The 24,387-nt window shown below is 34.6% G+C and carries 24 protein-coding genes and 1 tRNA gene; 13 read left to right on the top strand and 12 right to left on the bottom strand.

All coding sequences use genetic code 11. The features are described from left to right. Positions 1-561: 561 nt before the first annotated feature. The 3 genes from A9G42_RS06870 to A9G42_RS14765 form a co-directional block, all read right to left on the bottom strand. Positions 562-1,122 carry a PH domain-containing protein gene (locus A9G42_RS06870; RefSeq protein WP_065567524.1) on the bottom strand — a complete coding sequence of 187 codons (561 nt, stop codon included), beginning with the start codon at positions 1,120-1,122 and terminating at the stop codon, positions 562-564. 130 nt (positions 1,123-1,252) lie between these two features. Then, positions 1,253-1,867, bottom strand: coding sequence for a hypothetical protein (locus A9G42_RS06865; protein WP_065653034.1), 615 nt, complete (start codon positions 1,865-1,867; stop codon positions 1,253-1,255). A 133-nt stretch (positions 1,868-2,000) separates the two neighbouring features. After that, positions 2,001-2,192: a helix-turn-helix domain-containing protein gene (locus A9G42_RS14765; protein WP_065589101.1), complete on the bottom strand. Its 192-nt coding sequence runs from the start codon at positions 2,190-2,192 to the stop codon at positions 2,001-2,003. 620 nt (positions 2,193-2,812) lie between these two features. On the opposite strand from A9G42_RS14765, the gene A9G42_RS06855 reads away from it, so the two are divergent. Continuing rightward, a complete protein-coding gene (locus tag A9G42_RS06855; RefSeq protein WP_065653033.1) occupies positions 2,813-3,241 on the top strand; it encodes a hypothetical protein in 429 nt (142 codons plus the stop codon). 618 nt (positions 3,242-3,859) lie between these two features. On the opposite strand, the gene A9G42_RS06845 is transcribed toward A9G42_RS06855, so the two are convergent. The 4 genes from A9G42_RS06845 to hemA all read right to left on the bottom strand — a co-directional run bounded on the left by A9G42_RS06845 (position 3,860) and on the right by hemA (position 5,960). Further along, positions 3,860-3,946 (bottom strand) — tRNA-Leu (locus tag A9G42_RS06845). Between the two features lie 100 nt (positions 3,947-4,046). Next, positions 4,047-4,289 (bottom strand): zinc ribbon domain-containing protein, encoded by a 243-nt coding sequence (locus tag A9G42_RS06840; protein WP_065589104.1) that lies wholly within the window; start codon positions 4,287-4,289, stop codon positions 4,047-4,049. A gap of 216 nt (positions 4,290-4,505) precedes the next feature. After that, positions 4,506-4,679, bottom strand: a complete 174-nt coding sequence (locus A9G42_RS14760) for a DUF1289 domain-containing protein (RefSeq protein WP_442903195.1) — start codon at positions 4,677-4,679, stop codon at positions 4,506-4,508. A 9-nt stretch (positions 4,680-4,688) separates the two neighbouring features. Next, positions 4,689-5,960, bottom strand: a complete 1,272-nt coding sequence (hemA, locus tag A9G42_RS06835) for a glutamyl-tRNA reductase (protein WP_065653031.1) — start codon at positions 5,958-5,960, stop codon at positions 4,689-4,691. A 164-nt stretch (positions 5,961-6,124) separates the two neighbouring features. Between hemA and lolB the strand changes: the two genes are divergently transcribed. From lolB to A9G42_RS06810, 5 genes are all read left to right on the top strand, one after another. After that, positions 6,125-6,745 carry a lipoprotein insertase outer membrane protein LolB gene (lolB, locus tag A9G42_RS06830; protein ID WP_065653030.1) on the top strand — a complete coding sequence of 207 codons (621 nt, stop codon included), beginning with the start codon at positions 6,125-6,127 and terminating at the stop codon, positions 6,743-6,745. Between the two features lie 12 nt (positions 6,746-6,757). Beyond that, positions 6,758-7,597, top strand: coding sequence for a 4-(cytidine 5'-diphospho)-2-C-methyl-D-erythritol kinase (ispE, locus tag A9G42_RS06825; RefSeq protein WP_065653029.1), 840 nt, complete (start codon positions 6,758-6,760; stop codon positions 7,595-7,597). A gap of 429 nt (positions 7,598-8,026) precedes the next feature. Next, entirely contained in the window at positions 8,027-8,578 is a 552-nt protein-coding gene (apt, locus tag A9G42_RS06820; protein ID WP_065653028.1) for an adenine phosphoribosyltransferase, read from the top strand. A gap of 288 nt (positions 8,579-8,866) precedes the next feature. Then, a complete protein-coding gene (gene ddaH, locus A9G42_RS06815; protein WP_065589108.1) occupies positions 8,867-9,637 on the top strand; it encodes a dimethylargininase in 771 nt (256 codons plus the stop codon). Between the two features lie 46 nt (positions 9,638-9,683). After that, positions 9,684-11,093 (top strand): basic amino acid/polyamine antiporter, encoded by a 1,410-nt coding sequence (locus A9G42_RS06810; RefSeq protein WP_065653027.1) that lies wholly within the window; start codon positions 9,684-9,686, stop codon positions 11,091-11,093. A gap of 26 nt (positions 11,094-11,119) precedes the next feature. Here the strand turns inward: A9G42_RS06810 and A9G42_RS06805 are convergent, their stop codons facing one another. Beyond that, positions 11,120-11,869, bottom strand: a complete 750-nt coding sequence (locus A9G42_RS06805; RefSeq protein WP_065653026.1) for a tRNA1(Val) (adenine(37)-N6)-methyltransferase — start codon at positions 11,867-11,869, stop codon at positions 11,120-11,122. Beyond that, positions 11,859-12,524 carry a deoxyribonuclease V gene (gene nfi / locus A9G42_RS06800; RefSeq protein ID WP_065653042.1) on the bottom strand — a complete coding sequence of 222 codons (666 nt, stop codon included), beginning with the start codon at positions 12,522-12,524 and terminating at the stop codon, positions 11,859-11,861. Before nfi ends, A9G42_RS06805 begins: the two co-directional genes overlap by 11 nt. Positions 12,525-12,583: 59 nt before the next feature. On the opposite strand from nfi, the gene A9G42_RS06795 reads away from it, so the two are divergent. The 4 genes from A9G42_RS06795 to A9G42_RS06780 all read left to right on the top strand — a co-directional run bounded on the left by A9G42_RS06795 (position 12,584) and on the right by A9G42_RS06780 (position 15,939). Next, the gene (locus A9G42_RS06795) at positions 12,584-13,165 is read left to right on the top strand and encodes an IMPACT family protein (protein WP_065653025.1); all 582 of its coding nucleotides are present in this window, start codon (positions 12,584-12,586) and stop codon (positions 13,163-13,165) included. A gap of 179 nt (positions 13,166-13,344) precedes the next feature. After that, positions 13,345-13,605 (top strand): NINE protein, encoded by a 261-nt coding sequence (locus tag A9G42_RS06790; RefSeq protein WP_141673610.1) that lies wholly within the window; start codon positions 13,345-13,347, stop codon positions 13,603-13,605. 1,031 nt (positions 13,606-14,636) lie between these two features. Continuing rightward, entirely contained in the window at positions 14,637-15,131 is a 495-nt protein-coding gene (locus A9G42_RS06785; RefSeq protein WP_065567039.1) for a GNAT family N-acetyltransferase, read from the top strand. A 76-nt stretch (positions 15,132-15,207) separates the two neighbouring features. Next, on the top strand, positions 15,208-15,939 hold the full coding sequence (locus A9G42_RS06780) for a rhomboid family intramembrane serine protease (RefSeq protein ID WP_065567040.1): 732 nt from the start codon (positions 15,208-15,210) through the stop codon (positions 15,937-15,939). Between the two features lie 54 nt (positions 15,940-15,993). Here the strand turns inward: A9G42_RS06780 and lolE are convergent, their stop codons facing one another. From lolE to lolC, 3 genes are read right to left on the bottom strand one after another with little or no spacing between them, the layout of a single operon-like run. Then, a complete protein-coding gene (gene lolE / locus A9G42_RS06775) occupies positions 15,994-17,235 on the bottom strand; it encodes a lipoprotein-releasing ABC transporter permease subunit LolE (RefSeq protein WP_065653024.1) in 1,242 nt (413 codons plus the stop codon). Position 17,236: 1 nt separating this feature from the next. Further along, on the bottom strand, positions 17,237-17,953 hold the full coding sequence (gene lolD, locus A9G42_RS06770) for a lipoprotein-releasing ABC transporter ATP-binding protein LolD (RefSeq protein WP_065580487.1): 717 nt from the start codon (positions 17,951-17,953) through the stop codon (positions 17,237-17,239). After that, a complete protein-coding gene (lolC, locus tag A9G42_RS06765) occupies positions 17,946-19,148 on the bottom strand; it encodes a lipoprotein-releasing ABC transporter permease subunit LolC (RefSeq protein ID WP_065653041.1) in 1,203 nt (400 codons plus the stop codon). The genes lolD and lolC overlap by 8 nt, the downstream gene beginning before the upstream one ends. A 159-nt stretch (positions 19,149-19,307) precedes the next feature. On the opposite strand from lolC, the gene mfd reads away from it, so the two are divergent. The 3 genes from mfd to A9G42_RS06750 form a co-directional block, all read left to right on the top strand. After that, the gene (mfd, locus tag A9G42_RS06760; RefSeq protein WP_065653023.1) at positions 19,308-22,775 is read left to right on the top strand and encodes a transcription-repair coupling factor; all 3,468 of its coding nucleotides are present in this window, start codon (positions 19,308-19,310) and stop codon (positions 22,773-22,775) included. Between the two features lie 35 nt (positions 22,776-22,810). Further along, positions 22,811-23,848 carry a DUF945 family protein gene (locus A9G42_RS06755; RefSeq protein ID WP_065589043.1) on the top strand — a complete coding sequence of 346 codons (1,038 nt, stop codon included), beginning with the start codon at positions 22,811-22,813 and terminating at the stop codon, positions 23,846-23,848. A gap of 54 nt (positions 23,849-23,902) precedes the next feature. Further along, the coding region (locus A9G42_RS06750; protein ID WP_143426117.1) for a DUF945 family protein at positions 23,903-24,387 on the top strand (485 nt) is incomplete at its 3' end.

The following is a 24,387-nucleotide window of genomic DNA, read 5'->3' as shown; positions in this document are numbered from 1 at the left end:
TAGATATTTGGTATCGTATTTTTTTAATCTCGGCGAATTTAGGCGGTGGGTTTGGTTACAGGATGATTCGATGATTGTTTCCAAAAGACTACCCGAATCAAAACAACCCACCAACGCTATGTGGTAAACTGACAATAAAGAATAGTTCGTTTTTTCACCGCATTAATTTTTATAAGCATGTAAAAGGGAAGAGAATATTACCGTAAATGGTATAAAAATCATTTAACTATAAATTTTTTATACCATTTGTCACAAATTTAAAATGAGGATGATGAGTATAAAATCATGTAACACTATCTATAATTAAATAAGCACAGCAGTAATTGATTGATTTTTACGATATAAGTAGAAAGCCCTATACGTATCGCCGACCGGTTTGCACCTACACAACGCATGTTGCGAACAATTCTAATAAAAATTATAAACCGTGTCTAGTTTTTGAAGACCCTGCCATAATTGCTCATACCCCATTTAAGTGTACTTTACGAGATTAGTGGGCAGGGTGCAGTTGCACGCAATTCTAATATAAAGCTAAACCCTCGTGTCTAGCCGTGTACTAAATCACCCCAAGATTTTTGCTTTTTGCGCTTGAAACTCTTCTTCTGTGATGATACCTTTTTCTTTCAATGTTGCTAATTTTTCTAATCTCTCGTACGGGTCGTTATTTGCGTTTTGTTGTTGTATTTGCTGGGTGTTAGTTCCATTTTGTTTTACGGCTTCCATTGCTTCTTTAACCATGTTTGTAAACGGAATTACATTATCTTTATCTACATTTTCGACTGTGTACGTATGCCCGTCTGCCGCTATTACAATTTGACCAAATAATATTTTTGTTTGTCCGCCAACAGATGAGATGTGGCTTAGGTTTATCGCTATTTGTTTTAAACCAAAAAACATACCTTTATCTAAAAAAATCACTCGGTGATTTGTTAATATAATTAACCACGTTTTGCCATCCATGTGTCCAGACGATATTGCGATAGGCGTTTCATCAGGCATTGCAATTTCTGGAAAATGCAAAAACTCCTTTTTAGTAAAAAAACCACTATCTTTAGATAGCTTTTTTAATCGTTCAAATTCTGCTAATAGTTGCTGTTTTGTTGCTGTTTTATAATCAATCATTTTTTCCCTTTTTCGATGATTAAAGTTAGTTTGTCTTTAAGATACTACCTTGCAATAGCTGATATTCATCATCAGTAATCGCACCCTTTTCTTTCAAGTTTTCCAGCTATAGAATAAAGCTAGTTTTTAATTAAACTTTCAACTCTTTAACATACTCTAAATCCAACCCAAGGGCTTCGGTTAAAAAGCGGCGTGGGCTGTATTCTTTTTCTGCATATTCAATATAAGATTCCAAGCAGTCTGTTTTAAATGTACGTTGATCGTTGCTGTCAAAACAGTAACCAGAAAAATAAACTTCGTTATATGAGTTTATTTGCACTTTATCTAATAATAATTCTCTTTTGCCATCGGAATATTCAAATGAAATTGAAAATAAGCCTGAACTCCAAATTGTGGTTAAGCTATTTTTAAATTTTTCAAAATCTTGTTCTTTCTGTTCGTATTCATTATTATCGGTATAGTTTGAATTGTTATGTGAAGCAGTTTGAACTGAAGCTTTTTTAGTACAACAACAAGCCCTACATTTTTCAATTCGTCCATTTCTGTTGCCTTGTCCGAAGATTGCTCGGCCTAACAAAATTAAACCACAAATAGCAAGTGAACAAAGAGAAACACCACCTAAAGTAACCATAATTGAATTAGGTGGTGAATCGTCTTTAGGAAAAGTAATGATATAGGTGGCAAAAATTATTAAACTAAAAATAAAAACCTTTTTCACTGTGATCTTAGATTTTTTTGTAGACATTATTTATTTCCTATCAAATCAATTTAGTCTTTAATACATTAGATTCTTTATCAATAATAGCACCACGGCTTTTTCGTGTTGCAACACGTTCTAATTTTTCTAATGCTTCATTTGTAACACCAATTGATTTTTTCTATTTTGATGCGGTCAATGTCGGAGCGCCCTCGCCCGTACAAAGCCATTGAGGATTTATTCCTGTATCCACAATACAACTCAAGACAAGATCATGTGAAAACACACACCTGTGGATTCTGTTCCCTATTACGCTCGCTGAGGCATTCATTAGATCTGCAATTCCTTCTATTGTTTTTTCATAAGCAATCATGATGCATTCAATAATATTTCGAATATTTGAATCATATTCTATTTATAACCTCAAAAATATTAACAAATTGTTATTGAAACACAACAATGTGCTATGGCAATCCCAAAAACATAACAAAACGGAAGGAAAGCAAGCACCAATAAACATCAATAAGTTTAAATATAGGATTATTAACCATAATTCCAAAAATTGCAATAGCCCCACAAGTTCCTTTTGTTACTACACAAAAATTTGCTGAACTGACGGGTATACCTGCGACAGTTAAAAACAAAATTCAAAGAGACGAGTTCCCGATCCGCAAAAAAACCAGTAAAGTGGGTAAAACAAGCAGAGAAACGTTTTTGAGTAATATGGTCGCTCTCTCTATTGAGGGTTGCCGTGGTTTTAACGGCAATCTAGCAAAAGACATTAAAGGAACGAAATAATAAGCTACGCAGTCTATTTAAGTTCGAAATAAGCCGGCATTTCGAAAATAATTTATATTCAAATATAATTGATGTTACTACGTGCTATAATAGAGGTATCAGTCGGAGAACAACAACTTTATTGAATTGAAAAATAAACGAGTTGCATATTGCCGAATCAATAGAGATTTTTGTAAATTATGAGACGAGTTATTTTTGCTAGAGCTCTGGGGAAAATATAACCCGCCCTCTTTTTTTGAAATAAGTCCATTGACAGAAAAATTATACAAACAACAAGGAATCAATACGCAAGCTCTGCTTGTTCACAAATACAGCACAACAACAGAACTTTACGACGATTTAAGGGGGGAGAGTGTGACAGTACCTAAGGATTTAAAAACATACAGAGTTTACGTATTAAGGCAAAGAAGAGGTGGTAGTGAAATTCTTTTAGAAACAAGGACAAATACCGCTAATTTTGAAATAGCAAAAGTAGCTTTTTGGCAACTGTATCATCAACATTATGATAACAAACATCTTTTATTAATGACTTGTAACAGTAAAAAAATTAATGTATATCGTTATCAATCGAAAACGGATGACGATTGCTACATTTCTACAGATGATACGCTGAATAATGAATAGAGAAAAGCAACAAAAAACTAACAGGCGTACCGATCGCGGAACGCAGGATGACTGCGGCCTGCCCAGCGCGTACTTGACAGAAGAAGAGAGGCATTATTAAAAGAACTAGCTGTTACTTACGGCTCTCAAAAAGTTGCGATATTTGAAAGATTAAAACTTTTAAAAGAAAAATTAAAAAAGTAAAAATAATAGTTAACCAGTGGCGCACGACATTGTGTCATGTATCCAGAGTTAAGGCATAGCTCAACTGAACACTGATTCCAGAATTACTTAACAGATTAATATTATGAAAGGTTTTAAATTCTCACATTACATTTAAAGAATGGCTCTCAATGGCGTATCTATCGCTGTCTATTACAATTGCGATAGATCGGCTTATAGGCTGGCTACAAAAAAAGATGGGGCTAAAATTCGCTGCACAATCATAGTTAATTTAACAGCTAAGACACATGATGCTTTGCCGTGCGAGCCTTACAATAATATTGATAGATTTATTGCATGCGCTTCAATGTGCGGAGTTGCTTTTTATTTATCTAAATCAACAGCCATTTTACCGCCACTTATTATTTTTTGATAATTTACAACAGAAGAAAAGTTAAGATGAAATATTGATTTTATTGGTGCCAGTGGTCGGACTCGAACCGACACGCTTTTAAGGGCGGCGGATTTTGAATCCGCTGCGTCTACCAATTTCGCCACACTGGCACTAAACGTGAAAACAAGTAAACGTGGGCATTATACTGAGCTTTACTATATCTGCCAACAGATATTAGCTGTAAGGCATTTCATTTGCCTAAAAAACAAGCTACCACTTACGTTTCCAAGCAGGTAATTTTTTAAGAATAATATAAGCTGTTTGTTTAGCTACGGCTTTATCTACATTGTGATTATTGGCATATTGTAATGCAACTTCATGCCATTTTTCGTCAAATGTTTTCATTGTGCCGTCTTTATGAGCACAATGCTTACAATAACTTTTAGACATATCAAGTAGCGGATAGTCACTAATTACGGTCATTGGCATGCCACAGGCAATACACATTTTCATGTTTTAGATTCCAATTAGATTAAAAAGGTAGTTAAATAATTGCCTGCCTTATCTCGGTAAAAATCCTACACCTAGTTAAACAAGAATACAAGATAGCATTAAAAATAGATACATTTATCTTAGAAATTGAGCTCAATTTGTGATGTAACTGGATTTAATTGCTGATGCTGGTGTTGCGGTTGTGATAATAGATAACGACGTCTTAACGCCCGCTGTTTACACAAGCGTAAAACTTCTACTAAAGGTTAACCATTTAAATCTTTCTTCTCTGGAACGATAACAGGTAATACAATAACCTTGTTTATCTATTTGACAAACACGCTTACAAGGACTTGGAATATCAAAAAATTCTATTTGATCCAACTTATCATTTCCCCCTTTAGGCGACACCGAAATTTACTAATGTTCTTTTAACCCTAACCCTTTACTCAGCACTTTAAAACAGCCATCGCAATCGTGTCTCGCAGCATGGAGTAATGTTTGCGTTGGTGCATGAATTAATTTATTGGTTAAACGATGTGAAAACTCAGCAAAAACATCATCAATATTGGCACCTTGTTTGATCGCATTTAAAGCTTTTATTTGTAGCTCACGTTTAATACTTTCGGCATTACTACGATACTGCTTAACATAAGCAACCGCATATCTAGCCTTAAGCCAACTTATAAAATGTTCTGCTTGCTCTTGAATAAGGTATTGCGCCTCTTTAGCGGCAATGGCTCGTTGCTCTAAATTACTTTCAACTGTTTTTTGTAAATCATCAATAGTATAGAGGTGTACATTATCAAGTTGATTAACTTCTTCTTCAACATCACGAGGAACCGCTAAGTCAATAAATAGCATTTGACGATAATTTCTAGCCCGCAAGGTTCGTTCAACCATACCTTTACCAATAATAGGTAGGGGGCTCGCTGTTGAACTAATCACAATATCAACATCCTTAAGTCGGTTAGCAATATCAGGCAATGAAATGATTTCTGCATCAATATCAGAAGCCAGTTTCAATGCTTTTTCGCGAGTTCGATTAGCAATAATAACTTGATTAAACCCATGTGGCTTTAAGTAACGAGAAATAAGCTCTATCGTTTCCCCTGCCCCAACAAGCATAATATTTAAACTTGACGTATCAACAAAAAGATGACGAGCAATTAAACAAGAAGCATAAGCGACAGATGCAGTATTTGCACCAATATTGGTTTCACTACGAACCATTTTGGCTACATGAAATGTAGTTTGAAAAAGCTTTTTTAATTGAACAGACAAACAAGCTTGTTGTTGAGCAAAATGGTATGCTTGTTTAACTTGCCCTAAAATTTGTGGCTCACCAATGATCATAGAGTCTAAACCGCTTGCCACCGCCATTAAATGTTCAACAGCACCTTGTCCATCATGCCAATAAAATGAATCTTGATAAAGATTAATATCAATATGATGAAATTGCCCTAACCAACTTTCGACAGATTGTTTTAATCTTAGATAGTCAGTTGGATGTTCATAACTAAGATAAATTTCTGTTCGATTACAGGTAGATAAAATAGCACACCCTTCAACCAAAGGGTGCTGGTATAGGCTGTATAGCGCTTTATCGACAATCTCAGTAGGAAAAGCAAGCTTTTCTCTTAAAGCGACTGGCGCAGTTTTATGATTAACACCAAAAATTGTAATTGACATTGCATCGCTTCTTTTTGTAGGTTCTGTTAGGTATAATTATTTTATTAAGCGTTTCTTTAAAATCTGTATTATACATAAAAAACCACAAAGGTTCTTTTTCTTATTCGGACAATTATCAGTTATAATATTGCAGTCTTTGAAACTAACAACTAAAGAGTTATTTCATGTCTAAAATTAAATATGCTTTTATTATCATGCTGCTTTTACTTATCACCGCATGCCAAGCAACTAAATCACAAAATACGGCATCAGCTGAGCAACAATGGCAAGCACATCAACAAAATCTCAAGCAAATAAATGCGTTCCAAGTTAAAGGCAGTATTGCTCATATAAGCGATAAATCTCGAAATTATGGTCGATTTTTAATTACCCAACAGTCAACAGATAATTACGAAGTCAAATTAACTACACCTGTTGGTACCAACATTTTGACGTTAAGAGTGGAGCCTGACAATGTTCTATTGGTTGATCAAAATGGTGGAAGCTATCAAGATGTCAATATTGAAAATCTTATGAAAAAAATATCTAATGTAAACATCCCGCTGAATTCTTTACATAATTGGTTAAAAGGATTTTCAGACAACGTAAATACAGACAAAATAGATAATGCTGGGCGATTAACTTCAACTGTATTTATGCAAAATAATAACAAATGGACATTAAAAATTCCAAGTTATGTGACTTACACCTATAAAAATAAAAAGATTGACTTACCTGCAGCGATTGAGCTTACACATGATGATGAAGTTATCCGCTTAAAAATTAGTAACTGGGTTTTGCGATAACGGGTAATAATTATGAAACAATGGTTATCGCCAGCTAAATTAAATTTATTTTTGTATATTACTGGTCGTCGTGCTGATAATTACCATAATTTACAGACATTATTTCAATTTATTGATTACTGTGATAACTTATCATTTACCCTCCGCCAAGATGATCAAGTTAACCTATTGACATCATTTGCAAATATTCCAGATGATAAAAATCTAATCATAATTGCCGCAGAACGATTAAAATCTTATGTCAAACTAACAAAACTAGGAGTAGACATTGTCATTGATAAAAAGATTCCAATGGGTGGTGGTCTTGGCGGTGCCTCATCTAATGCCGCAACGGTATTAGTTGCGCTTAATCAGTTATGGCAATTAAATTTATCACTGGATGAATTAATTAAAATTGGCCGCACAATTGGCGCTGATGTGCCCATTTTTATTTATGGACATGCTGCGTTTGCTGAGGGGATTGGCGATCAATTTTCCCCTATAGATATTCCTGAATATTGGTATCTAGTTGCTTATCCTAATATTGAAATATCTACAGTTAAAGTATTTAATGATCCTGAATTAACCCGTGATACGCCTATCCAAAATATAACTAATTTGCTTTCTTTACCGTTTAGCGAATTTAAAAATGATTGTGAAAATGTCGTTCGAAAACGTTATCCAAAGGTAGATAATATTATTACTTATCTTTCACAATATGGCACAACTCGATTAACTGGCACTGGAGCATGTGTTTTTACACAATGCGAATCTAAACAACAAGCTTTAGCGATTCAATCAAAGCTTAAAGCACTATCAGTTCATAGTTTTGTGACTAAATCATTAAACGTTTCGCCTTTATATGAAAGTTAAACAAACACTTTAATCAACAAATATCATTAACGGGTAAGGTGTTTTGTTAACAGAATCAAGATTTAAATATCTAGTAAGTCATATGCATTTAATATCCAAACTTCCAACGAAAAACGCTATAATGATAAGTGGTTTTATAAATTTCTTAGTGCTTTTTTATGAACTTTATTCAATTATCTTCTTTTTTCAAATTAAACTACCTACATATTGTATTTATTTGTGAAAATTGAAAGAGCTTACAAAGCATTTTTTACTATATATATTAACTTAACTATTGATGGCTTACATACTTATGATATTAATATATTAAGTTATAAGTATGGCTAGATTTCAGTATGATATTATGGTTTCGTTATTGCAACAAAAAAGATTGCAGGTATATAATGAAACATTGGCAACTCTTATAGAAAAGACTTAGAGAGCATTTAAATGAATCAGTTACAACAAAAACTTTCATTAATTAAAGACAGTATTCTTACCATTCCCAATTACCCAAAAGAAGGGGTATTATTTCGCGATATCACCAGTTTACTTGCTGATCCTATTGCATTTAAAACCACTGTTGAGTTATTAATTGATCATTATCGTAATAAAAAAATTGATAAAGTCGTTGGCACAGAAGCTCGAGGCTTTATTTTTGCAGCACCAATTGCGCTAGCACTGGGGGTTGGCTTTATTCCCGTTCGTAAGCCTAACAAATTACCTCGTCACGTATTTAAAGAAGAATATCAACTTGAGTATGGTACAGATACTTTAGAAATCCACACTGATGCCATTAAACCCGGTGAACGTGTACTCATTGTTGATGATTTACTGGCTACAGGTGGAACAATAGCTGCAACGGCTAATTTAATTCGTAAGGCAGGGGGTATTGCCGAAAATGCTGCATTTGTAATAAATCTACCTGATTTAGGGGGGGAAACAAAATTAGCTCATATGGGGATTGATTGCTTTACTTTAGTTAATTTTGATGGTGAATAAGAATTATCATTAAGGGCACATTTGGTGCCCTTTTTTCATTTTAAATGCCGTTACCTCTTGTTCTTTCTTAAATAAAAATAATTAGTTAATTTTGCCGCATACAAAATAATAAATATGCATTTCTTCCTTTCATTTCATTTAAATTCAAATTTTCAATTAAAATAAGACATTAACAATAAATATTTAAAAAATGAATATAAATACACTTTTCTACTTGATAAGGTTTTAAAAGTGAATTATTATTCAATAATAAAGCATAATTAATCAATTGATTTAAAGGGGGATGAAATGAAAAAATTTAACCATATTATTGCAAGAACACCTGCCAAATCTCTTATTGATGGTTTAACCTCATCAAATTTAGGTAAGCCTGATTATCAAAAAGCTCTAGAGCAGCATAACAATTATATTCGTGCACTACAGCATTGTGATGTTGATATTACCATTTTGCCTCCCGATGAGCGCTTTCCTGATTCGGTATTTGTTGAAGACACAGTGCTTTGCACACCACATTGTGCCATTATTACAAGACCAGGTGCTGAAAGTCGCCGAGCAGAAACTGAAATCATATCAAGTACAATTGAGCGGTTTTATCCTAATAAAGTTGAACAAATTACCGCACCAGGTACCGTTGAAGCAGGTGATATTATGATGGTGGAAGACCACTATTACATTGGTTTATCAGCAAGAACCAATCAAGTTGGCGCTAATCAAATGATCGCTATTTTAGAAAAATACGGATTAACCGGCTCGGTTGTTGAACTCGAAAAAGTGCTCCATCTAAAAACAGGTTTAGCTTATTTAGAAAATAATAACTTACTAGCAGCAGGCGAATTTATCACTAAACCTGAATTTCAGAAATTTAATATTATTGAGATCCCAGAACAAGAAAGTTATGCCGCTAACTGCATCTGGGTAAATGATCGGGTAATTATGCCTGCTGGCTATCGAATAACTAAAGCTAAAATTGAGCAACTAGGTTATCAGGTTATTGAAGTGGATACCTCGGAATATCAAAAAATTGATGGAGGGGTAAGTTGCATGTCGTTACGATTCTAATCTATCAATATTAATTAAACCTAAAATCACATAATAAGACGACAAGATGAATACACCAGTAAGAAAAAAACTAGGCACACTCCCCCTTACACTGTTGGTGGTGGGTAGCATTGTAGGAAGTGGGATTTTTAGCCTACCACAAAATATGGCCGAAGGGGCTGGGACTGGAGCTATTTTAATCGCATGGATAATAACCCTATTTGGCATGCTAATGTTAACACGCATATTCCAGTATTTATCGATTCGATTTTACAAAATCAACGATGGTTTATACGGCTATGTGCGAGAAGGCTTTGGTGACTATATCGGTTTTAATGCCGCATGGGGTTATTGGATATCAGCATGGATGTCGTGCACCAGTTACTTAGTTATTTTATTTAGTGCATTAGGATCTTTTGATTGCTTAAGCTTCTTTGGTCACGGCACTACGTTGCCAGCTGTTTTTACTGCTATTTTATTATTATGGATAGTACATTATTTTGTACTAAAAGGAATATATCGAGCTTTTTTATTAAACTGCCTTGTTACACTGGCTAAAATTGTCCCCATCAGTTTATTTATCGTTTGTATTAGCCTTGCATTTAAAATTTCGACATTCAAAATGGACTTTTGGGGAACACCTCAGTTAGGCTCAATGATAAAACAAGTTGAAAACACCATGCTCTACACCGTATGGGTTTATTTGGGCATTGAAAGCGCAACGGTTTATGCGGCAAGAGCCAAAAATATCATCAGTATTAGCCGTGCAACCTTTTTTGGCTTTGCCATTACTAGCCTATTGCTTGTTTGCGTATCAGTATTATCTCTTGGTATTGTGCCACAACAAGAACTTGCCCAAATGAAAAACCCATCAATGGCTTTAGTGATTGAACGTGTCATTGGTAGCTGGGGAGCAACCCTAATTAATATTGGTTTAATTGTATCGGTTAGTGGTGGATTATTATCGTGGTTAATGCTAGCAGCTGAAATGCTATTTTTAAGTGGTCAGGGCAACCAGCACACCGTGCCAAAATGCTTTGGCAAGCTTAATAAAACCGGCACGCCTGCTAACGCATTATGGTTAACAACGAGCTTCATAACAATTTTGCTGATTCTTTCTCACTTTTACCAATCGGGCTATAATACCTTAATCCAGCTATCAACCTCAATGGTGCTCATCCCTTATTTACTTGCAGCACTTTTTGTTTTCAAATTAGCTATACAAAGGCGTAAAGTCTATTTAATCATAATAGGTGCATTTGGATCGACTTATGGGGTATGGCTAATTTATGCTGGCGGTATATCTTACTTATTACTGTCGATGATACTTTATAGTATAGGGCTATTTTTTTACCTCTATGCTAGAAAGCAACGCTCTTTACCCGTATTTAGTTACTTTCACGACAAAGTGTATGCCTTTTTCATCATCACACTTGCGCTAATTGCCATTGTCTATTTTTATATATTACCAAATTAAATGGCCATGGAGATGACATCTGGGTGCTATTTTCGAAATAGGTAGAAATCAGCTAACAACTGCCTAAATGATTGCGAATAGCACCCATCATCATCTCGCATACAAAGTTGATCCTCAATGATCAAATCAGCTCGGCTTAATGAAAAAGCCATCAACGCCAACGAAAAATCTTTTTTACTCGAATACCTAACATTCATCACTTGAGTTAAATATAAAAAATTTGATTCACACAAAAATCTAAAATGATTTGATAGATGATAAGGCAAAACTAAGCAAAATTGCCCTTTTGGTGTTAATAATCGTTTAACAGCATTAATCAATTGCTGATAGTTCAAACTCTCGGTATAACGAGCTAATTGCCTTTGTATATCTCGGCAATCTACAGCCGATTCAAAATAAGGTGGATTGCTTACAATTAAATCATAACAAGCCGGTTGATCAAGCCGAAATTGATTAATATCTGCATGCTTGGCGCAAATAGAATAAAATGAGGCTTGTTTGCTATTTTCATTACATTGTGCAATAGCATGATGATCAATATCAATTGCGTCAATCTTGCAATGCGTATTTTCTAACCGTTGAGCCAACATCAATGCAATTACACCACACCCCGTACCAATATCTAACACTTTTTGTGGAATAACATCAATGGGAACCCATGCCCCTAATAAACAACTGTCAGTTGTAACTTTCATTGGGCTTTTATTGTGTGCAACAAAAAAACGTTTAAAGGTAAAACCGTCTTTTCTCAAAGGTGTTTGGTGGCTAGCTATCATGATTAAATTTCTTAAACAGTGGTTTATTTGATGCAATCGCATCAGCCCAACGAGTAGGTTCAGGTAATCGATAACCTCGTAAACATAAATTTACCCATTTTAATGCACTATCTTGACTTATTCGATGACCAGCCGAAATAAATAAAGGATTACAATTATCTTTACTACACAATACCCAGCCAATTTGTTCTTGCTGATCTTGCAATGGTGTTACACTACCAGCCCGTTTTGACAATGACTCAAACTGACCACATAATCTTTTTTTAGCTACACCAATTGTTGGCATATCTAGTAATAAACCTAAATGACTTGCAATACCTAAACGTCGAGGATGAGCAAAACCCTGTCCATCAACTAACAATAAATCCGGTTTCTGTGTTATTTGTTGCCATGCCTCAATAAGCGCAGGATATTCACGAAAAGATAAATAACCAGGAATATAAGGAAATTGCGTCTTTATTCGAGCGATATGATATTCCACAACATTAAAATCTGGATAAGTAAGAATAACAATAGCCGCTCGGGTAATATCACCACCATTTTCAAAGCCCACATCGGTTCCACCAATAAATTTAACGGATTGATTAAACGCATCTGTTAATTTAATTTGCTTGGCTAACGTCTGTTGAATTTGTTTTAATTGTTGTAAATTGATAGACATTTTAAATCTGTTGAGTATGATTAACCGCAATGAACCAATTGTAACAAATTAATATGCCATATACATTAGTAAATCCAATCAACTTAACAGAAGAAATCAAAAAAAGCCGTTTTATTGTTAATGCTGCACCAGTTACCTCGGCCGAGCAAGCAACCGATTTTATTAATCAAATAAGCGATCTCAATGCAACACATAACTGTTGGGCTTGGAAAATTGGGCAGCAATACCGTTTTAATGATGATGGTGAACCGACAAGCACCGCTGGGCGCCCTATCCTTTCAGCTATTGAAGGACAAGATTGCGATCAAATTGTGGTTGTTGTAACTCGCTACTTTGGCGGAATAAAACTAGGTACTGGTGGGTTAATGCGAGCCTATGGCGGTGCAGCCAGTCACTGCTTACAACAAGGCGAACTTATTGAACTCATTGCCCGTATTACGCTTCAATTTCACTGTTATTATAGCGAATGGTCAATTATTGAAAATCGCCTAAAAGAACTTGGGGCCTTGATTGAACAACAAGATTTTGATGCCGAAGGTGTCAAAGTAGCTATAGGAATAACACAAGACAAGTCCCAATTATTACAAAAAACTCTCTGTGATATCACCCGTGGGCGCGTTATTATCGAGTTATAAAAAAGAGAAAAATTAGCTCACCCTTTCTACCTATACATATAGGTATCATCGAAAAAACGCCATTTTTCATTAACGTTATTGAGCTATTATTGAATTTAGCCAACACCCTCTTATGAAGGTTACTATATGAATAATATATTGTTATTCGATTTATTATCGTATACAATTTGTTTTTCTAAATGGAGAGAAGTCATGCGAAACAAAGGTATTGCTTATTTATTGTAGTTCTTTTTGGTTTTATGGGTATCCATCGTATGTATTGTGGTAAGTGGATAACAGGTTTTGTTTGGTTATTTACTTGTGGAGTTTTTGGAATTGGTTGGTTTTTAGATCTTTTCCTAACTAGTGGTATGGTTGATTATGCTAACTTAATTGATAATTCTAAATTCAATAAATCACAAAATGTTACAGTAAATGCATTCATCAATAGTGATAAATAATATAGGTAATTAAGCCACTCAAAATTGCTATTTTTACGCATTATATTAAATATGTCCCATTAAAACAGCATAACATATTGTATAAAATCGACTTTATGTTGTTTTAATGGTATAAAATCATACTAATAAAAATTTCACCTCTATCATCAAATTTAATTAAAAGCTTTTTTCAAAAATACGTAATAACTTTCTACTGACTATTTTAACTTTCTGTATAAAATTTTTAACAAAAAAATATTGCTTTTATAGATAAAAAGCAACATAAAGCACATTAACATATTTATTTAACATTACAATATTTTATGTTTTCTAATTTAAAGAGAAGATGAATTGACTTAAAAATAATATGAGTTAACTAACAAAAATAAATATAAAAATTAGTCCATTTTACACATAAAAATCGTTCAGAAAAACCATTGATTTTATTTAATTTTTTAATTAGCGAAATATGGTTATATATTAGCAGGCAGGCATGGTCTATATAACAATAAAGAAAAATATTTAAACCGCCTACACGGCGGTAAACTGTTAACAGCAAAAACGGGCGTAATGTTAACATTTCTAAACCGCCTACACGGCGGTAAACTTATTGAGTTCACCGAGGTATTTTTTTAGGTTTTTCTAAACCGCCTACACGGCGGTAAACAAAAACGAATTTACCGCCTGCGGTGTACCGCGTTTCTAAACCGCCTACACGGCGGTAAACAGAATCGAATATACTATAAACGTTGTTTAATAAAAGGCAAATAAGATTTTTATCCTCAAAAACCCTTTTATTAGGCATCATTTTAACTATTTGTTTTTATTTACTTTAATTTATTGTTAAAAAAAAGGGTTGGCAAGGGTTTTGGTAGGATGATAACAACCCATTTGGTCAGCATCCAGTATTATTAAACAATATTATCCTAATATTATTTGATAAAATAACAAACGATTGGCTTTTATCTTCTTTGTTGAAAAAATATCTTTTATTGCCTAAAACAAATAATAAAACTACAATAAAATTACTTTAATCACTTATAACAAAAGCTATGATTACTTATCAAGATGCCACATTAACCGATTTGCCTTTTATTGTTGATGTTTATAATTCAACAATTGCCGGCAGGCAAGTTACTGCCGACACGGAGCCGGTTTCTGTTGAGAGTCGATTAGACTGGTTTCACCAACATAATCCACATAATCGTCCAATTTGGCTAATAAAATACCAAGATCAACCCTGTGGTTGGATTAGTTTATCTTCGTTTTATGGTCGTCCTGCATTTTATAAAACTGTTGAGATTAGCTTATATCTTCATCAAGATTTTCGTGGTAAAAAAATTGGCCAATTTATGGTAGCTGAAATTGAAAAATTTGCCCAAAAAACTGGAATTGAGGCAATTTTTAGCTACGTTTTTGGGCATAATTTACCTAGCGTTAATTTATTTAAAAAAATGCAATATGAACAATGGGGCTTTCTTCCCAAAATTGCTGAACTTGATAATGTTCAGTGTGATTTGCTGATATTAGGTAAACGACTAAATTAAGCCTGCACATTGTTAATATGCCATTTATTATTAATATACCATTTAATGATACAAAACGATTTAAAAGGATTTTTTGATGAGTGCTTTAAATGACCTTAAATATTACGCAAATCAATCTAAAATCACTTCAACCTTGGTTGTTGTAAACATTTTTTGCTTTTTTGCATTTAGATTGCTTGATAGCCGAGGTTTTTCAACCTTGTATGAAAATCATTTTTTAATTGATTGGGGAGCCGATGTGGCAGAACTGACTTTTTCTGGTCAATATTGGCGTATGTTTACCAATTTATTTATGCACGTGGGTTTTACTCACTTAGCCATGAACATGCTGGCATTATGGAGTATTGGACCGATTTTAGAACAGCGTATACCTCGCATTGCTTTTATTGGTATTTATTTTTTCTCTGGTTTAGTAGGAAGCTTATCAAGCGATATTGCCACAATTCACCATAATGTAATTAGTTGTGGTGCATCAGGTGCTATTTTAGGTGTTATTACTGCATTATTAGCCTATAGCTTAGTGTTTAAAACCAATATACAAGAAATGCCAGTTAAGGCAATGCTACTAAGTTTAATTTTAACCGCTGGATTAGGATTATTGCCTTCAATTGATAATATGGCACATATCGGTGGTGCTTGTACTGGATTTGTTCTTGGTGGGCTAATTTCATTGTGTCTTAAAATTTTTAAATATCCAAGTAAGCTAGCGTTACTTATTATTAGCCTATTATTGATGACTACTGCATTGGCAATATATACAGTATATATGCATTATGCCTTACCTAATGGCTATTATATCTATAATTAATAATAAAAAACGCTGATGATAACCAATCAAACAGCGTTTTATTTAAGCTAACTGTTAAAAGCTATTTAAGATTCGAGCTGGCTCAATTTTACAAGCTCGTTTAGCAGGATAGTAGCTAGCAATTAAGCTAAGTAACATGGCAGTTATAAACACTATCGCCACATCAAAGAAGTGAATTTCAGATGGTAAAAAATCGATAAAATAGATATTACTGTTTAAAATTTTATGCCCCATTAATGATTCAAGGAACCCCATGATGTTGGAAAGTTGCCATGACAATATCACACCTAAAATAACACCAATTAAACTACCAATTAATCCAGAAATTACCCCATACCAAATAAAAATATGTTTGATTAATCGATTAGTTGCACCTAGTGTTTTCAATATGGCGATGTCACGTTGTTTGTCTTTAACAGCAATAACTAACGTTGATACAATATTAAAACAAGCAACACCGATGACCACAATCATTGCCAGATACATAATTTGTCGTATCATCTGAATATCGCGATACATAAAACCAAATGAATTTTCCCAGCTATTAAATGATAAGGTGTCATCTAAGCTCAATGCAGCTTGACCTATAATTTGATTAGCTCGGTATACATCATTGACATTAATCATTATCCCAGTGACACTGTCACCTATATTGAGTAGTTTTTGCGCATCAACTAAAGGCAATAGAGCAACGTTATTACTTAAACTACCACTTAAATCCAAAATACCAATAACCTGTAAGCGAACTCGCTTAGGTGGTTTGAGTTGAGTTGATCCACTTGCTGATACAGGAATTAATAAAGAAACCCAAGCCCCCTCTTTTACCGCTAAAGATTTTGCTAAACCAGAACCAATAATAACTTGTTGATTATCTGCCTTAAATTCTTGCCATTTATGATTGAGCACATAGTTAGGTAATGCACTAATTTGCTGTTCTTGCTCAGGATCAAGCCCTTGTACTTCAACAGCACCGAGTTTACTACCGTTTTCAATAAGCCCAGTAAAACTAACAAATGGAACGGCTGATACAATATTTTTATTTTCTGTAAGCTCTTGCTGTACATGGCGCCAATTCTCTAAATTGCCAGAATCAAGATACAATTGACCATGAGGCACAACAGATAATACGCGGTTATGTAGTTCTCGCTCAAAGCCGTTCATGGCACTTAAGCCAATGATTAATGCCGCTATACCAATAGCAATACTTAATGTTGAAATGATAGATATTAATGACACCATGCCACTTTTACGGCGTCCTTTTCGAAATTTGATGGCGGTAATTAAAGATAAATTCATATTAGTTATCCATTAGCTTTTTATCTGATGATACGCTATCAGATAGTTTGCCATCTCTCATCACCAACTGTTTATCAAGTTTACTGGCTAACTCTAGATCATGCGTAACAACTAAAAATGCAGTGCCATGTTCACGATTTAATTTAATCAATAGCTCAAAGATAGAATCTGCCGTTGATTTATCAAGATTACCCGTCGGTTCATCAGCCATAACTAAAGCGGGATTATTAATTAATGCTCGCCCTATTGCTACACGTTGGCGTTCACCACCAGACAGTTCAGAAGGACGGTGGTTAGCTCGTTTTACTAAGTTAACGGATTCTAACATTGCCCTAGCACGTTGTTTTGCTTCATTTGGCGAAACACCACCAATTAACAGTGGCATAGCTACATTTTCTAATGCTGTAAAATCAGGTAATAGATGATGGAATTGATAAACAAAGCCAATTTCTTGATTGCGCAATCGCGCTTTTTCTTGTTCAGATAATTGATTTAACTGCTGTGATTTAAAAATGATATCACCTGAAGTGGGTTTATCAAGCCCACCAAGTAAATGTAATAATGTACTTTTACCTGAGCCTGAGCTACCAATAATGGCAAGTAACGACTTTGGGTAAATATCAAATGAAACATCTTTTAAAACTTCCGTTACCATTTTGCCTTCTTTATAAGTTTTATAAAGATTGTTTGCTGATAGTAATTTTTCAGAATTATTCATAACGTAAAGCCTCAGCAGGTTGAATATTGGCTGCACGGTATGCAGGATAAATAGTTGAAATTAACGATAACATAAGCAATCCAATAATAATTAAAATAATTTGCGATGGCTCAACGAGCGACGGTAGCAAAATACCCGCTAAAGATAAGCCCAACGCTTGCATGATTTCATTTAAGTTGACTGCAAGTAACAATCCTAAAACACTCCCTAAGAGCGTGCCAATTATGCCGGAGCTTGCACCTTGAATAATAAAAATGAACATAATTTTAAATCGCGATAGACCTTGCGTTTTCAAAATAGCCACTTCACCTTGCTTTTCCATTACCAGTAAACTTAATGAAGTAATAATATTAAAAGCGGCAACAATAACAATTAAACTAATCAATAATCCCATGACATTCTTTTCCATTTTAATGGCTTGAAATAATTCACCGCGTTTTGCACGCCAATCATTAAACACTAACCCTTCTGGTAATGCGGTATTAGTGAACGATGCAATATCAAGGGGTTTGTCTAAGAATAAGCGCCAGCTAGTGATCATATTGGCAGGATAACGTAACAAATTTCTTGCATCAGATTGATTAACATAAATAAGAGATTGATTAATATCATGATTAACTGAAAACAGTCCAACCACATTAAACAAACGTTGCGAAGGAATCCGCCCAACTGGAGTTATTTGGCTTGCATCTGTCACCATTAATCGAATTTTATCGCCTATTGTAACACCTAACTGATTGGCAAGCGTTTGCCCTAAAATAACATTATATTGTCCTGCTTGTAGATCCGAAATTGAACCCATGTAAATATAATCACTTATTGGGTCTTCATCTTCCGGTTTTACCCCCATTAAAGTACTGACAGTAATACTTTGTTCGCTTTGTAATACTACATCACTAGTGACTAAAGGCGTAATGCGATTAACACCTGTAATCTTTTCAAAAGGCGAACTTAAAATGACATTGGGATCAATTCTTCCTTGATTAGAGGTAATTTGAGCTTGAGGAAAAAACTTTAAAATACTGTTTTGCATTTGATCTTCTAATCCATTCATCACAGATAATACAACGATTAGACCAATAGAACCCAGCATAATTCCAATCATTGATAACCATGATACAAAACGACCAAAACCATCGGTTTTTTGCCCATATACATAACGCAAACCGATATAAAACACTAATGGGCGAAATATTTTTGACATAAACGTATATATTACCTGAAACTTTTTGACAAAGTTTTACGAGTTAAATGCAAGGTGCTTATCATACAGGATTAAACAGTTATAGAAAACAACCACGTACTTACGTTATAATCTAACCTATAATCTTGTAGCAATTTCAACGAACTCATCATGCCTAAAACACAAAATATTTCAACGTTAATACCTAAAAAATCAGGTGAAGCAAAACACATTGGGCAACTTGTTGGCTCATCTTTATCACAACTTTGTGCACAAATCGTAAATATTCATGATGGCTTAGTTGTGATTATTACTGATGATATGCAACAAGCCTCGCGTATTGATGAAGAGCTAAAGCAGTTCTCGCCTTTCCCTTCGATCTCTTTTCCCGATTGGGAAACATTACCTTATGATAGCTTTTCGCCACACCAAGACATCATCTCTGAGCGTTTGTCTTGCTTGTATCATTTAGCTCATCTAAAAAAAGGGGCTTTAATTTTACCCATCAATACATTAATGCAAAAAGTCTGCCCTAAAAGCTATTTAAATGGGCATGTGTTTATAATGAAACAAGGCTTACAAATTAGTCGAGAGAACCTACGTTTACAACTTGAAAATGCAGGATATCGTTCAGTAAGCCAAGTTATGGAACATGGTGAATACGCCACTCGCGGTGCCCTATTTGATATCTACCCGATGGGAAGTGTTCACCCTTATCGAATTGATTTTTTTGATGATGAAATTGACAGCATTCGCACTTTTAATGCCGAAACTCAACGAACACTTGATGAAATAGAACAAATCCAATTGCTACCTGCTCATGAGTTTCCCTTTGATAAAGCAGCTATTGAGCTATTTCGAAGCCAATGGCGCGAAAAGTTTGAAGTCAGATTAGAGCCAGAAAGTATTTACCAGCAAGTTAGTAAAAATATTTTGCCAACAGGTATTGAGTATTGGCAAGCTCTGTTTTTCAGTGAGCCATTAACTTCGCTTTGTTCTTATTTTCTTGATAAGACACTCATCATCAATACCGCAAATATTGAACAATACGCTAATAAATATTGGCATGATATTCGTCAACGTTTTGATAGCCGTGGTGTTGATCCAATGAGGCCACTTTTAGAACCTAACTTGATCTGGTCTAAAACTGATGAAATATTTGCTTATTTCAAACAATATCCACGCATGGTTTTAACCCACGAGCCAATTATTGAGTCAAATAGAAACATCAATCTACCTTATTGTGCTTTACCAGAAATAGCCATTCAAAGTCAGCAAAAAGATCCTTATTTACAGTTTGAAAAATTTATTGCAGATTTTACAGGAAAAATCATATTTTCGGTTGAATCAGAAGGACGTAAAGAAGCATTACAAGAAATTTTAGGACGAATTAGAATTCACCCAACGCCCCTCAATCAACTTGACGAGCAACAAAGCAACAACAATCGTTTTTACCTAATGATTGGTGCTAGTGAACAAGGTTTTATTAATCAGCAAGATAATTTTGCATTTATTACCGAAAATGAGCTACTAGGCAGACGCATTATTCGTCGTAAAAAAGAACACAAACAAGCCATTAATACTGACTCACTTATTCGCAGTTTAGCTGAGCTAACGCCGGGTAAACCTGTTGTTCATTTGGAACATGGTGTAGGTCGATATGCAGGACTCACCACATTAGAAACAGGTGGCATTACAGCTGAATACCTTATATTACTCTATGCTAACGATACCAAACTTTATGTCCCTGTTGCGTCATTAAATTTAATTAGCCGCTATTCTGGTGGAGATGAAGAAAATGCGCCACTAAATAAATTAGGCACCGATACATGGAGTAAAGCACGGCAAAAAGCGGCCGAAAAAGTGCGAGATGTCGCAGCTGAACTACTGGATATTTATGCTGAACGTGAAAGCAAACCAGGTTTCGAGTTTAAACAAGATCGAGAACACTATGAGTTATTTTGCCAAGGATTCCCTTATCAAGAAACCGACGATCAACAAAATGCTATTGGTGCAGTCATTGGCGATATGTGTTCGCCTTATGCCATGGACAGATTAGTCTGTGGTGATGTTGGATTTGGTAAAACAGAAGTAGCAATTCGTGCTGCTTTTTTAGCGGTAATTAATCATAAACAAACCGCTGTTTTAGTCCCTACAACACTCCTTGCAGAACAACACTATGAAAGCTTTTGCGATCGTTTCGCCAACTGGCCAATTCGCATCGAAAGCCTATCTCGCTTTAAGACCGCCAAACAGCAAAAAGCTATTATTGAAGCACTTGGAGAGGGAAAAATTGATATCGTCATTGGTACACATAAATTATTACAAGAAGATATCAAATGGAAAGATTTAGGTTTATTAATTGTTGATGAAGAACATCGTTTTGGCGTACGTCAAAAAGAACGCATCAAAGCAATGCGAGCAAACATCGATATTTTAACCCTAACAGCCACCCCAATTCCAAGAACGCTCAACATGGCAATGACGGGTATGCGAGATCTTTCTATTATTGCAACACCACCAGCTCGCAGGTTAGCGGTAAAAACCTTTGTTCGAGAATATGATGATCTTGTGATTAGAGAAGCCATTTTGCGTGAGATTTTGCGTGGTGGTCAAATCTATTATTTACATAATGATGTATCAGATATCGAAAAAGTCAGCGAAGAATTAGCAAAATTGGTTCCCGAAGCACGCATTACCATTGGTCATGGACAAATGCATGAACGTGACTTAGAGCGCGTCATGAATGACTTTCATCATCAACGCTATAATGTACTAGTTTGTACAACAATTGTTGAAACAGGTATTGATATTCCTAACGCTAATACCATTATTATTGATCGAGCCGATAAATTTGGTTTAGCTCAGTTGCACCAATTGCGTGGGCGTGTTGGTCGTTCTTATCATCAAGCTTATGCATACTTATTAACACCTCACCCTAAATTGCTCAGCAAAGATGCTAAAAAGCGCCTTGAAGCCATTGCCTCGCTTGAAGATTTAGGTGCAGGATTTGCCCTAGCCACACATGATCTTGAAATTCGTGGTGCAGGCGAACTATTAGGTAGCGATCAAAGTGGACAAATTGAAACCATTGGTTTTAATCTTTATATCGAATTGCTTGAAGACGCCGTTAAATCACTCAAAGAAGGCAAAGAGCCAACCCTTGAATCATTACTCAACAACCAACAAACCGAAATCGAGTTACGTTTACCGACACTCATCCCTGATGATTTTATTCCTGATGTAAATACACGATTATCGCTTTATAAACGTATTGCAAGTATTAATAGCCTTGATGAGCTAACAGAAATTCAAATCGAAATGCGAGATCGCTTTGGTCAATTACCCGATGCAGTACTATTTTTATTGGAAACCACCCAAATTCGTTATCACGCCAATCAATTAGGCATCACAAAAATCGAATTTGGTGAAAAAGGTGGCTATATTGAATTTGGTAGCAATAATAAGGTATCGGTTGATTATTTAATTGAAATCATTCAAAAAGAACCGAAAAATTACCGTTTGGAAAGCGCCAATAGATTAAAATTACTTCGTTCACAATTACAATCAACAGAACGAATAGACTACATTAAAACTTTATTAAAAGCGTTTTCTGAGCATCAAGAACCAGCTCAATAAAACAAATATTAATTAAACCAAATAAGCGGAAAATCATGATAAAAAAAAGCATTATTACCACAGCAATTATTGCTGTATTAGGTTCAGGATACATAGGCGCATCTTGGCACACTGGCAATATGATTGAAGCTAATATCGACAATAAAATACAACAAATCACAAAACAAGTTGATAATTATCAAAATTTGTTTAACGTGGTGATTGAATATAGCGATTACCAAAAAGCTATTTTTTCAACGCAACTTCACCTTACCATTAAATTAGTGCCCAAAGATACCGATTTGCAACTTGAACAAGACAAAAATCAAGCAGAAAAAAAACAAGCAGAAACAACTATTTTTAATGATGAAATTACAATTCATCATGGGCCATTTCCTATGGTGGCACTAGCTGAAGGAAAATTTACACCACAAATAGCATGGATCAACTATGCAATGCCTGAAAAATCAGCGCCCGAGCTTTGGAAATTAGCGGGTAACCAATCGTTTATCACCGCCAATATGGGGATAAGTTATCACGAATATCTCACCATTAAACTGACTAATAAAGCGCTTAAACTGACTGATTCAGCATTCACTTCACATTTTGATGCTAATTATTTTATTCATGGTGGTTTAGATGTCTCTGATGGCAATGTTATAATTGAAAGCAATGAAGATTTTTCAAGTATCGTTGCCAAAGCCAATATTGATAAATTTAGTTATTATGACAATCCTAAAGAACCAATAATTACTTTAAATAAATTCAACTTATTAGCTGAGCCTAGACCAGAAAAAAAAGGCGTTAATTACACCATAAACGCTAATAAAATAGCCTTTCTGATCGATGAATATTCAGCATCACGCCTTACACTTGATAACCTAACATACCAAGGGAGTTTAAATAATAAATATCAAGCTCCTAATGCGCATGTCACAATAGATAAAATAACATTTGAGCCTGACATTAACCAGTTTAATGACTCATCAATCATGATTGAAAAACTCACCATTGCAGAAGAAAATACCTTAAGCACGGCTAATACGATAGATGGTTGGTTAAAAGTAGATGCCCAATCAGTATTGTTTGGGTAACAACATTTAGGTAATGGTTCTTTAGATCTTAGCTACCAAGGTATTAATATTGCCATGATATTAAACAATTTTGATATAGACCTTTATGAAGCCGATGTTAACCAACAAGCACCAGCCAACATCAAATTGGCATTAAATAAACTACATTGGCAAAACCCAGCCGGTGATATTAATGCGAATTTTTTCTGTAACATATCTGGTGAATGGGCAGAACTACAACAACTCATGCTAGGTATTGATAACATTGATAGTTTAAAGTTAAAAATTGATGCGCCATTTAATGTATTAGCCTATTATTTAGCGCAAATAAAAAACCCCAATGCAAACGAAGTTACCCAAGAACAGCTAACAAGCGCCTTTGCAACATTAAAAACGGATGCAAAAAAGCTATTTGGTAAATCAAAAATGTTTACGTTTAATAAAGATCAAAATGAAGGTTATTATTCTGATATCAAATACACTAAAGGAGATCAGAACGTGACCGTAAATGGACATCTATTAGATAAAAGAGATTTTTTTTTTTTTTTTTTTTTTGAAAA

This window comes from Gilliamella sp. Nev6-6 (assembly GCF_001690605.1).
Classification (GTDB): domain Bacteria; phylum Pseudomonadota; class Gammaproteobacteria; order Enterobacterales; family Orbaceae; genus Gilliamella; species Gilliamella apicola_C.
The sequence above is the reverse complement of the archived record's forward strand: the minus strand, read 5'-3'. Positions and strand labels throughout refer to the sequence as shown.